The sequence below is a fragment of the Aminobacter niigataensis genome (genome assembly GCF_014200015.1).
Classification (GTDB): Bacteria; Pseudomonadota; Alphaproteobacteria; order Rhizobiales; family Rhizobiaceae; genus Aminobacter; species Aminobacter niigataensis.
The window spans coordinates 320,069-336,419 of the sequence record NZ_JACHOT010000003.1 but is presented as its reverse complement, the minus strand read 5'-3'; the positions used below and the strand labels follow the sequence as shown (position 1 = coordinate 336,419).

The 16,351-nt window shown below is 64.7% G+C and carries 14 protein-coding genes; 6 read left to right on the top strand and 8 right to left on the bottom strand.

What is annotated here, in order from left to right; translation table 11 throughout:
- The first annotated feature begins 53 nt into the window (after window positions 1-53).
- The 3 genes from GGQ99_RS14640 (at window position 54) to phnN (ending at window position 4,216) form a co-directional block, all read left to right on the top strand.
- Window positions 54-1,160 carry a DNA alkylation repair protein gene (locus GGQ99_RS14640; protein ID WP_183263089.1) on the top strand — a complete coding sequence of 369 codons (1,107 nt, stop codon included), beginning with the start codon at window positions 54-56 and terminating at the stop codon, window positions 1,158-1,160.
- 124 nt (window positions 1,161-1,284) lie between these two features.
- Window positions 1,285-2,877, top strand: coding sequence for a peptide chain release factor 3 (locus tag GGQ99_RS14635; protein WP_108605803.1), 1,593 nt, complete (start codon window positions 1,285-1,287; stop codon window positions 2,875-2,877).
- Window positions 2,878-3,586: 709 nt separating this feature from the next.
- A complete protein-coding gene (gene phnN, locus GGQ99_RS14630) occupies window positions 3,587-4,216 on the top strand; it encodes a phosphonate metabolism protein/1,5-bisphosphokinase (PRPP-forming) PhnN (RefSeq protein ID WP_183263088.1) in 630 nt (209 codons plus the stop codon).
- A 21-nt stretch (window positions 4,217-4,237) separates the two neighbouring features.
- Here phnN and GGQ99_RS14625 read toward each other — a convergent pair whose 3' ends face one another.
- The 6 genes from GGQ99_RS14625 to GGQ99_RS14600 all read right to left on the bottom strand — a co-directional run bounded on the left by GGQ99_RS14625 (window position 4,238) and on the right by GGQ99_RS14600 (window position 10,200).
- Window positions 4,238-5,347 (bottom strand): DUF1513 domain-containing protein, encoded by a 1,110-nt coding sequence (locus GGQ99_RS14625; RefSeq protein ID WP_183263087.1) that lies wholly within the window; start codon window positions 5,345-5,347, stop codon window positions 4,238-4,240.
- 10 nt (window positions 5,348-5,357) lie between these two features.
- Complete coding sequence (locus GGQ99_RS14620) at window positions 5,358-6,431, bottom strand: imelysin family protein (protein ID WP_183263086.1); 1,074 nt, start codon at window positions 6,429-6,431, stop codon at window positions 5,358-5,360.
- On the bottom strand, window positions 6,431-8,047 hold the full coding sequence (locus GGQ99_RS14615; protein ID WP_183263085.1) for a di-heme oxidoreductase family protein: 1,617 nt from the start codon (window positions 8,045-8,047) through the stop codon (window positions 6,431-6,433). Before GGQ99_RS14615 ends, GGQ99_RS14620 begins: the two co-directional genes overlap by 1 nt.
- Window positions 8,048-8,058: 11 nt before the next feature.
- Window positions 8,059-8,544: a bacterioferritin gene (gene bfr, locus GGQ99_RS14610; RefSeq protein ID WP_055972116.1), complete on the bottom strand. Its 486-nt coding sequence runs from the start codon at window positions 8,542-8,544 to the stop codon at window positions 8,059-8,061.
- Window positions 8,510-8,821 (bottom strand): (2Fe-2S)-binding protein, encoded by a 312-nt coding sequence (locus GGQ99_RS14605; protein ID WP_108605798.1) that lies wholly within the window; start codon window positions 8,819-8,821, stop codon window positions 8,510-8,512. The genes bfr and GGQ99_RS14605 overlap by 35 nt, the downstream gene beginning before the upstream one ends.
- Window positions 8,822-8,895: 74 nt before the next feature.
- Window positions 8,896-10,200 (bottom strand): imelysin family protein, encoded by a 1,305-nt coding sequence (locus GGQ99_RS14600; protein WP_108605797.1) that lies wholly within the window; start codon window positions 10,198-10,200, stop codon window positions 8,896-8,898.
- A gap of 615 nt (window positions 10,201-10,815) precedes the next feature.
- On the opposite strand from GGQ99_RS14600, the gene GGQ99_RS14595 reads away from it, so the two are divergent.
- Window positions 10,816-12,048: an NAD(P)/FAD-dependent oxidoreductase gene (locus GGQ99_RS14595; RefSeq protein WP_183263084.1), complete on the top strand. Its 1,233-nt coding sequence runs from the start codon at window positions 10,816-10,818 to the stop codon at window positions 12,046-12,048.
- 219 nt (window positions 12,049-12,267) lie between these two features.
- On the opposite strand, the gene GGQ99_RS14590 is transcribed toward GGQ99_RS14595, so the two are convergent.
- Window positions 12,268-13,542, bottom strand: coding sequence for a 4-aminobutyrate--2-oxoglutarate transaminase (locus tag GGQ99_RS14590; RefSeq protein ID WP_183263083.1), 1,275 nt, complete (start codon window positions 13,540-13,542; stop codon window positions 12,268-12,270).
- 187 nt (window positions 13,543-13,729) lie between these two features.
- Here GGQ99_RS14590 and GGQ99_RS14585 point away from each other — a divergent pair, with 187 nt between their 5' ends.
- Both GGQ99_RS14585 and GGQ99_RS14580 read left to right on the top strand, forming a co-directional pair.
- The gene (locus GGQ99_RS14585; protein WP_108605796.1) at window positions 13,730-14,104 is read left to right on the top strand and encodes a YciI family protein; all 375 of its coding nucleotides are present in this window, start codon (window positions 13,730-13,732) and stop codon (window positions 14,102-14,104) included.
- Window positions 14,101-15,369: an RNA polymerase sigma factor gene (locus GGQ99_RS14580; protein ID WP_183263082.1), complete on the top strand. Its 1,269-nt coding sequence runs from the start codon at window positions 14,101-14,103 to the stop codon at window positions 15,367-15,369. The genes GGQ99_RS14585 and GGQ99_RS14580 overlap by 4 nt, the downstream gene beginning before the upstream one ends.
- 75 nt (window positions 15,370-15,444) lie before the next feature.
- Here GGQ99_RS14580 and GGQ99_RS14575 read toward each other — a convergent pair whose 3' ends face one another.
- On the bottom strand, window positions 15,445-16,314 hold the full coding sequence (locus GGQ99_RS14575) for a DUF2189 domain-containing protein (protein WP_183263081.1): 870 nt from the start codon (window positions 16,312-16,314) through the stop codon (window positions 15,445-15,447).
- Window positions 16,315-16,351 lie beyond the last annotated feature (37 nt).

Here is a 16,351-nt window from a genome sequence, read left to right as displayed (position 1 = left end):
TCCGGACGGACGCACAAGGGTCGGCGCGGGGGCGCTGAACAGGGACGAAACCGATGATGGAAGACCAGACGCAAGCCGCCCCGGCGCTCAAGGAGATTTTCGATCGGGACCGGCTTCGCCATATCGCTGACGAAACGGCCTCCATCTCGCCTGCTTTCGATGCGGAAAAATTCCTTTCCCTGGCGACCGAGAACCTCGATGAACTCGGTATCATGCAGCGTTTGCGCCAGACGGCAACGAGCTTGCATGGCAGCCTGCCCGGCGGCTTCGAGCACGCGATCGAAGTGCTGCACGAACTGGCGCCGCGCATCCAGCATGGCTTCGCCTCGATCGTGCTTTCCGAATATGTCGCACTGTACGGCAAGGGCCACTTCGATCTGTCGATGCAGGCGCTGAGCTCCTTCACCCGCTTCGGTTCGGCCGAGTTCGCCATCCGTCATTTCCTGGCCAAGGATTTCGACAGGACGCTTGAGGTGATGCATGGCTGGGCGCTCGACGACAACGAGCATGTGCGACGCCTGGCCAGCGAGGGTTCGCGCCCGCGGCTGCCGTGGTCGTTCCAGCTCAAGCAACTGATCAAGGATCCGTCGCCGACGGCGCCGATCCTCGAGGCGCTCAGGAGCGACCCGAGCCTCTATGTGCGCAAGTCGGTGGCCAACCACCTCAACGACATTTCCAAGGATCACCCCGACAAGGTCATCGACCGCGTCTCAGGCTGGGACATGGACGACAGGAACACTGCCTGGATCGTCAAGCATGCGCTGCGCACGATGATCAAGAAGGGTGACGCGCGGGCGCTTGGCGCGATCGGTACGACGGGCAAGCCGATGGTGCGTGTCGACACCTTTGCGATCCAGCCGGCTGCCATCCTGCTCGGCGGCCGCATCACGCTCAAGGCCAGCATCGCCTCGACCGCCGAGACGGTCCAGCAGCTGGTGGTCGACTATGCCGTCCACTACGTCAAGAAAAGCGGCGGCAGCTCGAAGAAGGTGTTCAAGCTCAAGGAAATCAACCTGGCGCCGGGCGGCCAGAAGGAGCTTTCGATCAGCCAGGCGGTGCGCGACTTCACCACGCGCAAGCATTATCCCGGCCACCATCTGATAGAACTGATCGTCAATGGCGAGACGGTGGCCGAGGGTGGGTTTGAGTTGAGGGGCTGACCTGCGCTAGGCGCGACGCCTACGCCTCCCTCCCCCATGAGGGGGAGGACATCGACGCATCGTTCCAATTCCTCGACAGGCGCGGCATCGGCTGTTAGAAGCCCGCCATCACAAGGAATCCCCGATGGCTGAAGACATCGAAAAGGCGGTGGCGCGCCGCCGCACCTTCGCGATCATCGCGCACCCTGACGCCGGCAAGACGACGCTGACCGAAAAGCTGCTGCTGTTCGGCGGCGCGATCCAGCTCGCCGGCGAGGTCAAGGCCAAGAAGGACAAGATCCAGACCCGCTCCGACTGGATGAAGATCGAGCGCGAGCGCGGCATCTCGGTCGTCACCTCGGTGATGACCTTCGAATATGGCGACAACGTCTTCAACCTGCTCGACACGCCCGGCCACGAGGACTTCGCTGACGACACCTATCGCACACTTTCGGCGGTTGACTCGGCCGTCATGGTCATCGACGCCGCCAAGGGCATCGAGCCGCGCACGCTGAAGCTGTTCGAGGTCTGCCGCCTGCGCGACATCCCGATCATCACCTTCGTCAACAAGATGGACCGCGAGGCGCGCAACACCTTCGAGGTCCTCGACGAGATCGAGGAGAAGCTGGCGCTCGACACCGCTCCGATCACCTGGCCAATCGGCCAGGGCAAGACCTTTGCCGGCACCTACCACCTCGCCCAGAACGCGGTGCGCCGCGGCGACGACGAGAAGGAGCGCACCGAGGTCCATGGCCCCGATTCCAACCGCGCCGCCGGCCTTCTGCCCGACAACGATCGCCCCGCCTTCATCGAGGAGCTGGAACTGGCCCGCGAGGCCTGCCGGCCCTTCGATCTCCAGGCGTTCCGCGAAGGCCACCTGACGCCGGTCTATTTCGGCTCGGCGCTGCGCAATTTCGGCGTCCGCGACCTGATCGAGGCGCTGGGCGAATTCGGCCCGGCACCACGCGCCCAGGAGGCCGACACGCGCAAGGTCGAGGCGACGGAGGAGAAGATGACGTCCTTCGTCTTCAAGATCCAGGCCAACATGGACCCCAACCACCGAGACCGCATCGCCTTTGTCCGCGTCTGCTCGGGCGAGCTCAAGCGCGGCATGAAGGCCAAGCTCGTGCGCACCGGCAAGCCGATGAGCCTGTCGGCGCCGCAGTTCTTCTTCGCCCGTTCGCGCATCACCGCCGACGAGGCCTATGCCGGCGACGTGGTCGGCATTCCCAATCACGGCACGCTGCGCATCGGTGACACGCTGACCGAGGGCGAGGACATCCTGTTCCGCGGCGTGCCCAACTTTGCGCCGGAAATCCTGCGCCGCGTGCGCCTGGGCGACGCGATGAAGGCCAAGAAGCTCAAGGAAGCGCTGCACCAGATGGCCGAAGAGGGCGTCGTCCAGCTGTTCCAGCCGGAGGACGGCTCGCCTGCCATCGTCGGCGTCGTCGGCGCGCTGCAGATCGACGTGCTCAAGGAGCGGCTGTCTGTCGAATACACGCTGCCTGTCGATTTCGAGATGGCGCGGTTTTCGATCTGCCGCTGGATCGATGCCGACGATGCGGCCGACCTGCATCGCTTCATCGAAAGCCATCGCGGCGACATCGCCCGCGATCTCGACAACGATCCGGTGTTCCTCGCCCAGCACGAGTTCTCGCTCAACTACGAGGCCGAGCGCTGGAAGATGATCCGCTTCGCCGCCATCAAGGACTATCAGGTCCGCGACAAGGTGGCGTAGCCGAGACTTTGCCGCCTTCTGGTGAGCCCGCTGGCCAAGGCTGGCGGGTGCATTTGCGTGACCACACCCGACATATATTCATGCTGCCATCGAGAGTATTTGGTTTCGCCCAATGGCGACATTTGAGCCGGAATTTTCTACTGGCCTATTCTATTAAATTACTGGAATATATATTCGATTATATAGGTCGGGTTGCAGCGCCCAACGAATGTCCATAGCGCTCATAGATTAGAGCGAGCTTGCGAAGGGCGGGTCACTGCCTTCGGCGGGTGCGAAGCACGGGCCAGCGCCGGTGGAGGCAAATGAACGGAATTGAAAAGCAGGAATACGATTCCACTGGAACAGGTGGAGGAAAGCTGGCTGCGCGCCTGGGTCAATGAGGGCATCATCACGGTCCAGGAATTCGAAACCGAAATGCGGCGGCGGGCGCCATCCGTAGTTTCAAGCCAATCCGGGGAGGTTGATGATGTTGAGCCGCCCCGCTCCGCGTCGAGCGACTAAAGCCCTTCAACGCAACCAAGTCTGTCGATGCGTTGCGTTTCGTCATTCCGTCATGCAAATCGCCTATTGGCATCGCAGCGCCGCCGTCCGCCCGTGGTCCAACCCATGGCGCGTGACAGGGCGGCACCGGAGATGTTCAATGCGCCGTTGCCTGCCAAGGGTCCCGGCGCCGCCGGGCGGGGGTCTGGCATGGAGGATATGACGTCGCATGATGGTTTCAGCATTGATCGAGCGTGAATTGACCCGTGTCGGCGCGCCTGTACGCAACGGGGTGTTCGTCGCCGTCGTTGGTCCCAGCGGCGCCGGCAAGGACACGCTGATTGCCTATGTCCGCGAGCGCCTGACCGACGACGACCATGTCGAGTTCGCCCGCCGCGTCATCACCCGCAACAGCGACGGTGCCACCGAAGACCACGACACGCTGGCCGATGCGGCCTTTGTCGACGCCGAGGCGTCAGGCGCTTTTGCGCTGTCGTGGGAAGCGCATGGCCTGCGCTACGGCATACCGGCGTCGGTCGACGACGCGATCTCGGTCGGCCACGTCGTCGTCGCCAACACCTCGCGCGGCGTCATCCCGGCCCTGCGCGCGCGTTACGCCCATGTCGCGGTCGTTGAGATCACCGCTGCCCCCGAAGTCCTCGCGACCCGTCTTGCCGCGCGTGGCCGCGAGTCGCGCGGCGAGGTTCTGGCGCGGCTCGCCCGCACCGCCCCGCACGATCTCTCCGGCCCAGGCCATGCGCTGATCGACAATTCCGGCACGCCCGAGATTGCAGGCGAGAAGTTCTTGGCCGTTCTGCGCCGGTCCGTCGCCTATTCGGATGTCTCCGGGCTTGTCTAAGCTTGTTGCGTAAGCATCAGCTTACGTTTTTCGCAAATTGATGCGCAGCATGTGATTGTCCCAGACATGCTGCGCATCGTCTGTTTCCTTGCCGCCGGGCGCGACAATAAGGCCGGCGCCGGTCGTGGCGAGGAAGCCGTCGCCGTCGGGCGCGAGGCCGCAGACCTCGACCAGATCGTTCTTCGCCACCACCTTGCCAGTCCTCGCCTCGATCGTCGCCCAGGCGTTGCCCTGTGGCGAGGAGACGGCAATCAGCCCGGCACTGCGGTTGGCCGCCACCGAGCCGATATAGTTGCGGAAGCCGCCCAAGATGCTCTCGGGCATGTCGAGCATCTCAAGCTCTTTGCCGCGCGCGGCGCGTCCGACCAGCAGCGGCTTTTCGCTGGCAGGGCCCTCGTGCTGGCAGCCGAACCACACGGTGCCCTGGGCGTCGATGTCCATGTGCCGGATCGACAGCTGGTGCAGTTTCTCAGGCAGCTCGTGCTTTTCGATGAGGTCGCCGGAAACGCGGTCGACCAGCACGAAGGATGGCTTCATGGTCGGGATGTTGAGCTTGGCGCGGCCGAAATCCGGGTGGGTCTCGATGCCGCCGTTGCAGATGGCCAGCGTGCGGCCGTCGCCGAGCAGGATCAGCTCGTGCGGGCCCACCCCATGGGTCGGGAACTCGCTGAGGCGGCGGAAGCCGTCGCGGGTGTCATAGACGCCGACCATGCCGGCGGCGTTGTCGAAGTCGTTCTCCGTCACGTAGAGCAGTGCGCCGTCGGGCGAGAACACGCCGTGGCCGTAATAGTGGCGGCCGGCGATGCTCGGGATGGTCAGCGGCTCCTCCCGGCCGGTGTGGTCGAACACGAGCATGAAGGTGCCCGGCTGGCGGGCGAACACCACCGACTTGCGCGAATGGGGATCGAAGGTCACGTCGTGGCCGCGCTCGGGCAGGGCCACGCTGTGCAAGATCTTGCCGGCCTCGGACAGCACCGCGACGCCGTATTCGCCTGAGCGTGCTTGGTAAGCAGTGGCGAACATAGCGTCGGTGTCGAGCGCCAGCGCACGTTTCGTCGGGGCGAGCGCCATCAGGAAGGACGTACCGGCGGCCTTGAGGAAGTCGCGGCGATCGAACAGGGGCGTGCGCATCGCCGAACCCTCAGTCGCCGTCGAGCGAGGAGAAGCCGGCGGTGAGGCCAAGCGCGCCGGCAAGGCGCGTCCCGAACAGTTCGGAAAGGCTCGAAGTCACCACGCCGAAATAGCCGAGCTTGCTGCGCATTTCGGTGTCGGCGAGTGCTGCATCGATCGGGCCGGAGACCGCAGCCACAGCGTTCTGCGCGTTGGCGAACTCGAATTCGATCGACTGGGCAACCCACCGGGAATCGTCGGATAGCAGGCTGCCGAACTGCGAGGCGTCGAACAGCGCCTTCATGCCTGATATGTTGCCGCCGAGCGAAGCAGCAGTGCCTTGCGAGCGCCAGTAGAGCGCCTGTTTCGGCTTGTCGGCTTTTGCCTCCTCGCCGAGGAAGCCGTTGACGCGCACGTCGCGCACCAGTTCGAGCCCGTTAACATAGACTTCGAGCAATTCGGTGACCGCTTCGGTCGCATCGCGGTAGAGCGGGTTTTCGGCGCCCGGATGCTTCCATTGGGCGGCGAAACCCTTGTCGTCGCGCCACGCGGCATCGACCTCGGAGGCTATCGAGCCGATGTTGCCAGAGATCGCCTTGCCATAGGCGCAGCGATAGGCGCCTTCGGCCCCGGTGAGATCGTCGGCGCCCGTGCCGAACAGCACGAACTCCAGCGCGCCAAGGCCCTGCATGGCGACGCTCTTCTGTGCCAGCCTGGCCGCGTCGGTCGCCGTTTCGTCCTTGTCGGCCAGCGCCGCCTGTACCTGCTTGAGGCCGGTGCCCTTGCGGTCCGGCCAGAACAGGATGCGTTCGAGCCGATTCTGCTCGGTGATCGGGCCGAAGCGGATAATTTCGATTTGCGACCATGTGGCCGTGGTTGCCGAGAACTGTGCGCGTGCGGCATCCAGATTGCCGTCCGACGGCGCCGCGCAGAGTGTAGCCATGGACCTGCCAAGCGTTGTGCTCGCCTCGACCAGCTTGCCATAGGCGGGCCGGATGAAACCCTCGATGGCGCCTGAGATCACCTTGTCCGAAGCTTCGTTAGACTGGGCCGCAGGCAGGGCGACGAAAAGCGCGAGGGATGCTGCGAGGACAATCCTAGCCATCAGAGCGACTCCAGGAATTTGATCAGGGCGTCACGGTCGGAAGCAGGCAAGGCTGCGAAGCGGTCGCGGGCGGCCTGTCCTTCGCCGGCGTGCCACAGGATGGCTTCGGTCAGGTTCCGCGCCCGCCCGTCATGCAGGAAGAAAGTGTGGCCGTTGACGGTTTGGGTCAGTCCGATGCCCCACAGCGGCGGCGTGCGCCATTCCCTGCCGGTGGCGTCGCCGACCTGCTGGCCGTCGGCGAGATCCTCGCCCATGTCGTGCAGCAGGAAGTCGGAATAGGGCCAGATCAGCTGGAAGGCCTGCGCCTTGTTTGGCGCGTCGCGCCGGGTGACGAATTTCGGCATGTGGCAGGACGCGCAGCCCGCCTCGTAGAACATCTGCTTGCCGCGCAGCACCTCCGGCTTGTCGATGTCGCGGCGCGCCGGCACGGCGAGGTTCTGCGAATAGAAGGTGACGAGGTCCATGATCGGGTCGGGTGCCTCTGCAGGACCCAGCCTGTCCTGCACGCCATTGGGCATGGCCAGGCAGGTGCCTTGCGCCTTGGTGCAGTCGCCCCAGTGGTGCGGCACGTCGGGCGTCGAGATGCCGATGTCGCCGGCGAAGGCGTCGGCCGATTGCTGGCGGATCGACGGCGCCGATGCCTTCCAGCCGAAGCGGCCAAGCGTCAGTTCCCCGGTCTTGTGGTCGCGGACGATGGAGGGCTTCCCGGAGATGCCGTCGCCGTCCTTGTCGTCGGGATCGGCGTTGGCAAGGATGTCGGCGGGGTGGATCTGCTCGACCAGCCCGAGGCCGATCATCTGCGGCGTGACGCGCGGCGACAGCGTCGTCTTGGGGTTCATCGGACCGTAGCCGAGGTCGGACACCGAATAGCTCGGCCAGCGCAGCACCATCTTGGTGCCGCCGGCCAGCTCGACCGGGAACTGCTGGTAGGAAATGACCATCCGGCCTTCGCCCTTGAGCCCGGGCACGGCCAGGTCTTGGAACTGGCCGCCATAGACCGGGTCGGGGAAGTTCAGCACCTTGCGCTCGGCCAGCGCGGCTTTTTCCTCCTCCGTCTCGGCCGGGCGTGCCAGCCTCAGGAACATCGAGGTGGCGTCGGAATTGCCCTCCGGCGGATGGCCGCGGCCATCTTTCAGGTGGCAGCTCTGGCAGGCGCGCGCATTGAACAGCGGGCCGAGGCCGTCGGAAGCCTGCGTCGAGGATGGCGACGACACCCAGAGCTTGCGGAACATGCCGTTGCCGAGCTTGAAGGTGCCTTCTTCCTCGAAGGTGATGTTGGCGGAAGAATGCGAGAATGCGTCCTGGTTGACGCGCTTCTCCGAGGTGCCGGCGCCGCCCTGCATCAGCTCGAACTGCTCGGGCCTGGAAAAGTCGGTCGTCGGCCTGACGACCCTATCGACGCGCGCCTTGTCCTTGGGCTTGAGGTCGTGGCGCTCGGTGGCCAGACCGGGCGAAACCTGTTCGCCCGCGGCCGAAGGTAAGGCCGCGGCGATCAGGATCAGGCCCGATGCAGCAACGGTGCGAAGCGCCTTGGCGCTTCGCGTCTCGTTGGCTGGGTTGGTGCTGGCAGGTGCACCCGGCAGCTTGCGGCGCGGGATCAGAAAAGTGCGCCGCATTCCGGCATGTCCTATTCGGCCTTGTCAGCTGTCTCGGCGTTGAGCTGGCCGTACTTCTCTTCGCCGATCTCGTTGAGCAGCTGCAACTGCGTCTCCAGGAAGTCGATATGGCCTTCCTCGTCGGCAAGCAGCTCCTCGAAGAGCTTCATGGATACGTAGTCGCCGTGCTGGGAGCAGACGTCCCGTGATTTCTTGTAGGAGGTGCGGGCGTCATATTCGCCGGCAAGATCGCTCTCGAGCACTTCCTTGACGTTCTGCCCGATGCGCAAGGGGGCCAAGGACTGCAGGTTGGGGTGGCCTTCGAGGAAGATGATGCGCGCGACCAGCTTGTCGGCGTGGTGCATCTCCTCGATCGATTCCTCGCGTTCCTTCTTGGCCAGCTTGCCGTAGCCCCAGTCTTCGAGCAGGCGGTAGTGCACCCAATACTGGTTGACCGCGCCGAGCTCGAGGAAAAGCGCTTCGTTAAGCCGCTCGATGACCTGTTTTTCGCCCTTCATTGATCCTACTCCCGAATTGGACCCGCAACTCTCTCACACGATCCATGTGAGAAACGATATCCACCCCACTCGCCTCAGTACGAGCGTGATAGGCTTCGGTTACCCGAATGATCGTTTCGACCACATTTGGAAAGCAGCCGCAACAGCGCCCGCGCTTTTGCAGCGTGTGATAGACCTTTGCCGGCACGATCAGGGACCACGGATCCCTGTCCAGGAGTTCTATGATCGTATCTTCGATCTCCCTTTGGGTGATCAGGTTGCAATGGCAGATCAGCATGACTTGCTCTGGGATGGCTGGCGGCGCGCATCGTGCGCGCCGCGTGGCTTGAATTATCTAGGTACGGCAGGCGCTCACTGGAAGACCTTGTCCGGAGCGTCGAGGCTGTCCGAGCCCTCGAAGGCGATGGCATCGAGCTTGAGCGTCGCCACGGCGCGCTCGATCGACTTGGTCTGGTCGACAAGAGCGTCGATTGCCGCCTGGACGGTGGCGTTGCCCTCGGCATTGCCTTCGCCGATCTGCTGGTCGTAGGCCTCGCCGCCGACGGCACGAGCCTGGATCGCTTCCATCTTGGCAACCGTGGCGTCCAGCTTGCCGGACAGTTCGGTGTCGATGGCGGCGTCGGCTGCCTTGACCATGTCGGAGACCGACGGTCCCTCGACGGTCGAACCGTCGATGCGCTTGTAGCTGCCGTGATAGGCGTTGCGGATGCCGACCGCGTCGTAGAGATGCGAGATGTGCGTGTTGTCGGAGAAGCAGTCGTGCTCTTCCTCCGGATCGTGCAGCAGCAGGCCGAGCTTCATGCGTTCGCCGGCCAGTTCGCCGTAGGACAGCGAGCCCATGCCGGTCAGGATGGTCGAGATGCCGGCATTGGCCTCGCCGTCGAGCAGCGCCTTGCGCGCGGCACCGTCGGCCTTCCAGTTGCCGACCATCTCTTCGAGATCGGCGACCAGGAGGTCGCTTGCGGCCGCGAGATACTGGCCGCGGCGGTCGCAATTGCCGCCGGTGCAGTTGGCCGTGTCGTAGTCGGTGTAGGGGCGGTTGCCGGCACCGGGGCCGGTGCCGTTGAGGTCCTGGCCCCAGAGCAGGAATTCGATGGCGTGGTAGCCGCTGGCGACGTTGGCCTCGATGTCGCCGGCCTCCTGCAGCGTGCCGGACAGGAATTCAGGCGTGATCTTCGAGGCATCGACCTTCTGGCCGTTGATCTCGATCGACGGGTTGGCGATCACGTTGGCAGTGTAGAGCTTGTTCTCGTCGGATTCGGTGCCGTAGGCCTTGTCGACATAGTCGATCAGGCCTTCGTCGAGCGGCCAGGCGTTCACGCGGCCTTCCCAGTCGTCGACGATGGAATTGCCGAAACGGTAGACTTCCGTCTGCTGGTAGGGGATGCGGGCAGCCTTCCAAGCTTCGCGCGCCACAGTGAGCGTTTCCGCCGACGGCTTGGCTATCAGCGCCTCGACCGCGGCGTCGAGTGCCTTGGCTGATGTCAGCGAGTCCTCGTATTTGGCCAGTGCGATGTCGGAATAGGTGGCGAGCACGGCCTTGGCGTCGGTCTCGGCCTTCGCCGGCAGCACGAAGATCGCGGCGGTCAGCGCGCTCGTCGCCGCAATGGCGGCAAGCCTGCCGAAGTGCCGGTTGCGCGAGATGGATGCAGGCATGGTCTCTCCTCAGTGAACCAGATGGCGCTGACGCGCGCCGGAATATCGTGTGCCGACAGCCACTTGCTGCATCGGCGGCATGGATTCGAATGAAAGCTCAGGGGTGGCCGGGCTTCGGACATGCGCACGGTTTGAAGCCCGCTCCGGGCTCGGCAAGACCATGCTGCAAACAGCCGTGCCGTGGCACGGTTCGACGAAGGCAGGCACCCGGTAGGCTCCAATCGAAAGGGTTAAAGGCCCAGACATCAAAGACAGGCGCGGTAAAGCACGGCTTCATAAAAGCGTTGCGTCTGCAAAAGTCAACGCAAAAGCCGCAAAAAGCGTAGCAGGATCAATAGTTTAGAATTATTCTAAACTAATTTTGTCCAGTTTGTGGCGCCGAGAAGCAGCCAAGTCGTTGATTTGTCGAGAGACGCATTGGACCGACGGCATCCTGCCGAGCAACGCCTGCGACAACGCGTAGCGGCTCGGCAATGCGGCCGGTGCAGGCAAAATGCCGCCTTGCGCGCTTGACAGGCCACCATCTGGCTGTCACCCCAAAATCTGCCCCTGGCCCCTTGTGCCCGTGCGGGCCAACGGCCATTTCCCCGGTTGATCCCCAACAGCGAGGCGGGCATGAAGAACGGTGTCGTGATTGTCGGTGCAGGCCATGCTGGGGTCCAGGCCGCCGCCAGCTTGCGCGAGGAGGGCTATGACGGTCCGGTCATCCTGCTCGGCGACGAGAAGGAACTGCCCTACCACAAGCCGCCGCTGTCCAAGACCTTCATCAAGGATCCGGCGGCCCAGCCGCAGCCGCTGCGCGGCGAGGTCTTCTATACTGGCCACACAATCGATTTCCGCCCGGGAACGCTGGTGGAGCGCATCGACGCCGGTGCCAACAGCCTGGCACTCGCTGGCGGCGAGAGCCTCGACTACGACCACCTGATCCTTGCCACCGGCTCGCGGCCGCGCATCCTGCCCTTGCCTGGCGCCGATCTTGCCGGCGTGCTGTCCTTGCGCTCGGTTGCCGATGCGCGGTTGATCCGCGACCATAGCGCTGCCTGCGAGGACGTCGTCGTCATCGGTGGCGGTTTCATTGGCCTGGAGATCGCAGCCACGCTCGCCGCCGGCGGGCGTCGCGTCACCGTGGTCGAGGCGCTCGACCGGCTGCTCGGCCGCGCCGTCGCTCCGCTGATTGCTGAGCATGTGCGCAAGCGGCTTGAGGCAACAGGCGTCCGCATCCTGCTCAAGACCACCATCGAGCGCATCGAGGGCGAGGGCGGCCATGCCGCCGGTGCGCTGACTTCGGCCGGCGAAAGGCTGCCGGCGAAGATGGTCATCATCGGCATCGGCGTCGTGCCCAATGTCGAACTTGCCGAGACCGCGGGCCTGGCGATTGCCAACGGCATCCGCGTCGACCAGGCGATGCGCAGCTCCGTCGCCAACATCCTGGCGGTGGGCGACAATGCCAGTTATCGCCACTGGCAGACCGGTTCCGATGTGCGGCTGGAATCGGTGCAGAACGCCACCGACCAGTCGAAGCTAGCCGCCCGGACCATCGTCGGCCATGGCGGCGACTACAGCGCCGTGCCGTGGTTCTGGTCCGATATCGGCGACATGAAGCTGCAGATGGTCGGACTGACGTCCGGCAGCGACCGCCAGATCCTGTCGGGCGACACGGCCGAGAACCGCTTTTCGGTCTACCACTTCATCGGCGAGCGGCTTGTCGCCATCGAGTCCGTCAACCGCCCCGCCGATCACATGCTCGGCCGCAAGATGCTCGGCCTCGGCTTCTCGCCGAAGGCGGAGCAAGTAGCGGGTGGCGCGGAAGCGCTGAAGGCGGCGCTGGCTGCGCAGCCGCCGGGCTGAGGCACTTCGCTCGCCATCCAACCTGGAATTCGTCGAAAGCTGGGTATCTTCTCCCATGGTCGACGGGGGAAGGTGGCTGGCGGCGACCGAACGAAGGGCTCCCCCAAAAAACCTCATGGTGAGCCTGTCGAACCATGGGTTTTGGGGCAGGCAGGACATGGCTCCCAGCGCCCTCGTGGTTCGACAGGCTCACCATGAGGGCTACTGACATGCCCTGCCTTACGCCCTTGCCTCGCTGATCGAGGCCTCGAGGATATCGAGCGCTTCGGTCATCACCTCGTCCTGGATGGTGATCGGCGCCAGGAAGCGGATGACGTTGCCGTGGACGCCGCAGGTCAACAGGATCAGCCCCTTCTCCAGCGCCTTGAGCCTCACCGCATTGGCGAAATCCGCCGAGGGCAGCTTCGTCTTCGCATCGTTGAACTCGACGGCGTTCATGAAGCCGGGGCCGCGGATGTCTGAAATCTCAGGCACATCGTCGCGCAGCGATTCCAGCCGTTGCTTGAGCCGCGCGCCGAGCTGGTTGGCGCGGTCGCACAGTTTCTCGTCCTCGATCACGTCGAGCACGGCATGCGCCGCGGCAATGCCGATCGGGCTGCCGCCATAGGTGCCGCCGAGGCCGCCGGGATTGGGCGCATCCATGATCTCGGCGCGGCCGGTGACGGCGGCGAGGGGGAAGCCGCCGGCCAGGCTCTTGGCCATGGTCATCAAGTCGGGCGCGACGTCGTGATGGTCCATGGCAAACATCTTGCCGGTGCGGGCGAAGCCGGTCTGCACCTCGTCGGCGATGAGGAGCATGCCGTGCTGGTCGCAGATCTTGCGCAGCGCCGTCATGAAGTCGCGCGGTACTTCGTAGAAGCCGCCTTCGCCCTGCACCGGTTCGATGATGATGGCGGCGACGCGCGCGGGATCGACATCGGCCTTGAACAGCCGGTCAAGTGCGGCCAGCGCGTCGGCGACCGTCACGCCGTGCAGCGGCACGGGGAAAGGCGCATGGAACACGTCGCCCGGCATCGCGCCGAAGCCTGCCTTGTAGGGCTGGACCTTGCCGGTCAGCGCCATGCCCATGAAGGTGCGGCCGTGGAAGCCGCCGGCAAAGGCGATGACGGCCTGCCGGCCGGTGGCGTTGCGGGCGATCTTGATGGCGTTCTCCACCGCCTCGGCGCCTGTCGTGACGAAGACGGTGCGCTTGTCGCCCTTCATCGGCGCGATGGCATTGAGCCTTTCGCCGAGCCGGACGTAGCTCTCATAGGGCACGACTTGGTGGCAGGTGTGGGTGAAGCGGTCGAGCTGCGCCTTGACCGCTTCGATGACGCGCGGGTGGCGGTGGCCGGTGTTGACCACGGCGATGCCGGAGGAGAAGTCGATGTAGCGGCGGCCCTCGACGTCCCAGATTTCGGAGTTCTCGGCCCGGTCGGCATAGACCTGCGTCGTCATGCCGACGCCGCGGGCGATGGTCTGCATCTTGCGTTGTGAGATTTCGGCGTTCTTCATCGCTCGTCCTCCAACCTTGTGGGCGCCTTGCACGCGCCAGACCGACGCCATTTCTGCACCTCTCCTGGTTTTTCACAAGCCGTCATGACGGACGAAGGCCTCGGTTCCCGATGGCAGCAAAAAAATTGCCGACGCCATGTCGGAATTGCGCATACTCGCGCGTCCTAGTCATGAAGGAACTGAATCGATGCTCTACGCGATCCTCTGCTACAACAACGAAGACGTGGTCTGTGCCTGGTCCAAGGAGCAGGACGACGAGGTGATGGCGCGCCTTCAGGTGGTGACCGAAAAGCTGGCCAAGCAAGGCCGCCTCGGTCCGGTCGCGCGCCTTTTGCCGACGACCGCCGCCACCACCTTGCGCAAGACCAAGGACGAGCCGCTGGTCATCGACGGCCCCTTTGCCGAAACCAAGGAGCAGTTCCTCGGCTTCTACGTGGTCGAATGCGCCACCCTCGACGATGCCGTCGATGTCGCCAAGGAGCTTGCCGATGCCAATCCCGGCGGCGGCTCTTATGAACTGCGCCCGATCGGCGCCTATTTTCCCGCACGAGAGGCTGTATGACCGACCCGGCCTGGATCAACACGGCACTGTCTTCGGCACGGCCCCAGGCCGTGGCGGCCCTGCTGCGCTACTTCCGCGATCTCGACACCGCCGAAGAAGCGTTCCAGGAGGCCTGCCTGCGCGCGCTGCGCAACTGGCCGAAGAACGGTTCGCCACGTGATCCGGCCGCCTGGCTGATCTTCGTCGGCCGCAACTCCGGCATCGATGCCGCCCGCCGCCGCAACAAGCAGGCACCGATGCCGCCGGAGGAAACCGTCTCCGACCTGGAAGACGTCGAGGGTGCTGTCGTCGAACGCCTCGACGGCGCGCATTACCGCGACGACATCCTGCGACTGCTGTTCATCTGCTGTCATCCCGATCTGCCGGCGACCCAGCAGATTGCGCTCGCCCTGCGTATCGTCTCGGGCATCCCGGTCAAGCAGATCGCCCGCGCCTTCCTGGTCGGGGAGAGTGCCATGGAACAGCGCATCACCCGCGCCAAGGCGCGCATCGCCAATGCCGACGTGCCGTTCGAGGCGCCGGGGCCGGTCGAGCGCTCGGAGCGGCTGGCTGCGGTGCTTGCCATGGTCTATCTCGTCTTCAACGAAGGTTATTCGGCAGGTGCGACCGAGATCGCCAACCGCGCCCCGCTTTGCGAGGAGGCGATCAGGCTGGCGCGGCTGCTGCTGCGCCTGTTCCAGACCGAGCCGGAGGTGATGGGCCTGACGGCGCTGCTGCTTCTCCAGCACGCGCGCGCCGCCGCCCGCTTCGATGCCGAGGGCGAACTGGTGCTGATGGACGACCAGGACCGCAGCCTGTGGAACCGGGCGCTGATCGACGAGGGCCTGGCGCTGATCGACAAGGCAATGCGCCATCGCCGCTCCGGTCCCTACCAGATCCAGGCCGCAATCGCCGCACTGCACGCCCGCGCCGCACGGCCCGAGGACACCGACTGGGCCGAGATCGACCTGCTCTATTCGGTGCTGGAATCGATGACGCCGTCGCCGGTGGTCACGCTCAATCGGGCTGTTGCCTATGCCAAGCTGCGCGGCCCGGAAGCGGCGCTGAAGCTGATCGAGCCGCTGGAGCCCAAGCTCGCGGGCTACTTCCACTTCTTCGGCGTCAAGGGTGGGCTCTTGATGCAGCTCGGACGCGCCGAGGACGCGCGCGAGGCGTTCGGCCGGGCGATTGCGCTCGCCAACACCGCGGCCGAGGCCGCCCATATCCGCATGCATCTCGACCGCCTGTCGGCCGAGAGCCTCCCGCGCGACGGCATCTCGGCTTAGTCAGCTTCCGCGGTCGCGGCGCGGGCAGGTCGAGATCGCCCGCGCGGCTTCTGTTCGGCTTGGCTTCGTCGACTATCAGCGAAGCCAATATGGGAAGTGTCTATCGTCCCCCTCGACGGGAGCAGGTGGCAGTGGCGTCTTCTTGTCGTCCGGGACGTCCACGACTTTGCGATAGAGGTGCCAGGTCGCGTGGCCGAGCACCGGAATGACGATGGCGAGGCCCGCCAGGAACGGCACGGACCCGATCAGCAGCGCGACCGCGACGATCAGGCCCCACAGCAGCATCGGAACCGGATTATCCCGCACCGCCCGTGCCGAGGTTTCGATCGCGGCATAGGCACCGACATCGCAGTCGAGCAGCAGTGGGAAGGCGACGACAGTGGTGCAGAGCACCACCAGGGCGAACAGGAATCCGATCAGATTGCCGAGCACAATCAGCGTCCAGCCACGCTGGGTGGTGAAGAGATCGCTGAAGAACGCTGCCGTCGACTGCGGGGCGTCCGGCCCGTAAAGCCAACCGTACAGCCCCTGCGCGACCAGGAGCCAAGCGACGAAGAGCACGAGCAGCATGATGCCGATGGCCACCATTGCAGGAATGGCTGGCGACTGCCTGACATCGAAGGCATGCCTCCAGGACGTGTCGAGGTTTTGCTCGCGCCTTCGGCTGATCTCGTACAGGCCTATGCCGGCGAATGGCCCGAGCAAGGCAAATCCCGACATCAGCGGGAAAATGAGCTGCAGGGCGTTGCCGCCCGATGTCCATGTGATCAGAAACACCCCGACGATCGGGTAGATCAGGCACAGGAAAACGTAATGCGACGGCTTGTCCCAAAAGTCTTCGAAGCCACGTCGCAGGGCGTCAAACACATCCGCGACCGTTATCCGGCGGATGGCGGGATGCTCGAGCGTATTGGTGGCGCCTGCGTACACATGGAAGCTTGCCATGACCACTCCTCCTTGGGGTGGGTCGCGGCCCGGGCTC

Coding starts and splice junctions, on each gene's coding strand:
- GGQ99_RS14605 (WP_108605798.1), bottom strand. CDS start 8,821: ATGCTGATCTGCCATTGCAACCTGATCACCCAAAGGGAGATCGAAGAT.
- GGQ99_RS14580 (WP_183263082.1), top strand. CDS start 14,101: ATGACCGACCCGGCCTGGATCAACACGGCACTGTCTTCGGCACGGCCC.
- GGQ99_RS14625 (WP_183263087.1), bottom strand. CDS start 5,347: ATGCGCACGCCCCTGTTCGATCGCCGCGACTTCCTCAAGGCCGCCGGT.
- phnN (WP_183263088.1), top strand. CDS start 3,587: ATGATGGTTTCAGCATTGATCGAGCGTGAATTGACCCGTGTCGGCGCG.
- bfr (WP_055972116.1), bottom strand. CDS start 8,544: ATGAAGGGCGAAAAACAGGTCATCGAGCGGCTTAACGAAGCGCTTTTC.
- GGQ99_RS14620 (WP_183263086.1), bottom strand. CDS start 6,431: ATGGCTAGGATTGTCCTCGCAGCATCCCTCGCGCTTTTCGTCGCCCTG.
- GGQ99_RS14575 (WP_183263081.1), bottom strand. CDS start 16,314: ATGGCAAGCTTCCATGTGTACGCAGGCGCCACCAATACGCTCGAGCAT.
- GGQ99_RS14615 (WP_183263085.1), bottom strand. CDS start 8,047: ATGCGGCGCACTTTTCTGATCCCGCGCCGCAAGCTGCCGGGTGCACCT.
- GGQ99_RS14635 (WP_108605803.1), top strand. CDS start 1,285: ATGGCTGAAGACATCGAAAAGGCGGTGGCGCGCCGCCGCACCTTCGCG.
- GGQ99_RS14590 (WP_183263083.1), bottom strand. CDS start 13,542: ATGAAGAACGCCGAAATCTCACAACGCAAGATGCAGACCATCGCCCGC.
- GGQ99_RS14600 (WP_108605797.1), bottom strand. CDS start 10,200: ATGCCTGCATCCATCTCGCGCAACCGGCACTTCGGCAGGCTTGCCGCC.
- GGQ99_RS14585 (WP_108605796.1), top strand. CDS start 13,730: ATGCTCTACGCGATCCTCTGCTACAACAACGAAGACGTGGTCTGTGCC.
- GGQ99_RS14640 (WP_183263089.1), top strand. CDS start 54: ATGATGGAAGACCAGACGCAAGCCGCCCCGGCGCTCAAGGAGATTTTC.
- GGQ99_RS14595 (WP_183263084.1), top strand. CDS start 10,816: ATGAAGAACGGTGTCGTGATTGTCGGTGCAGGCCATGCTGGGGTCCAG.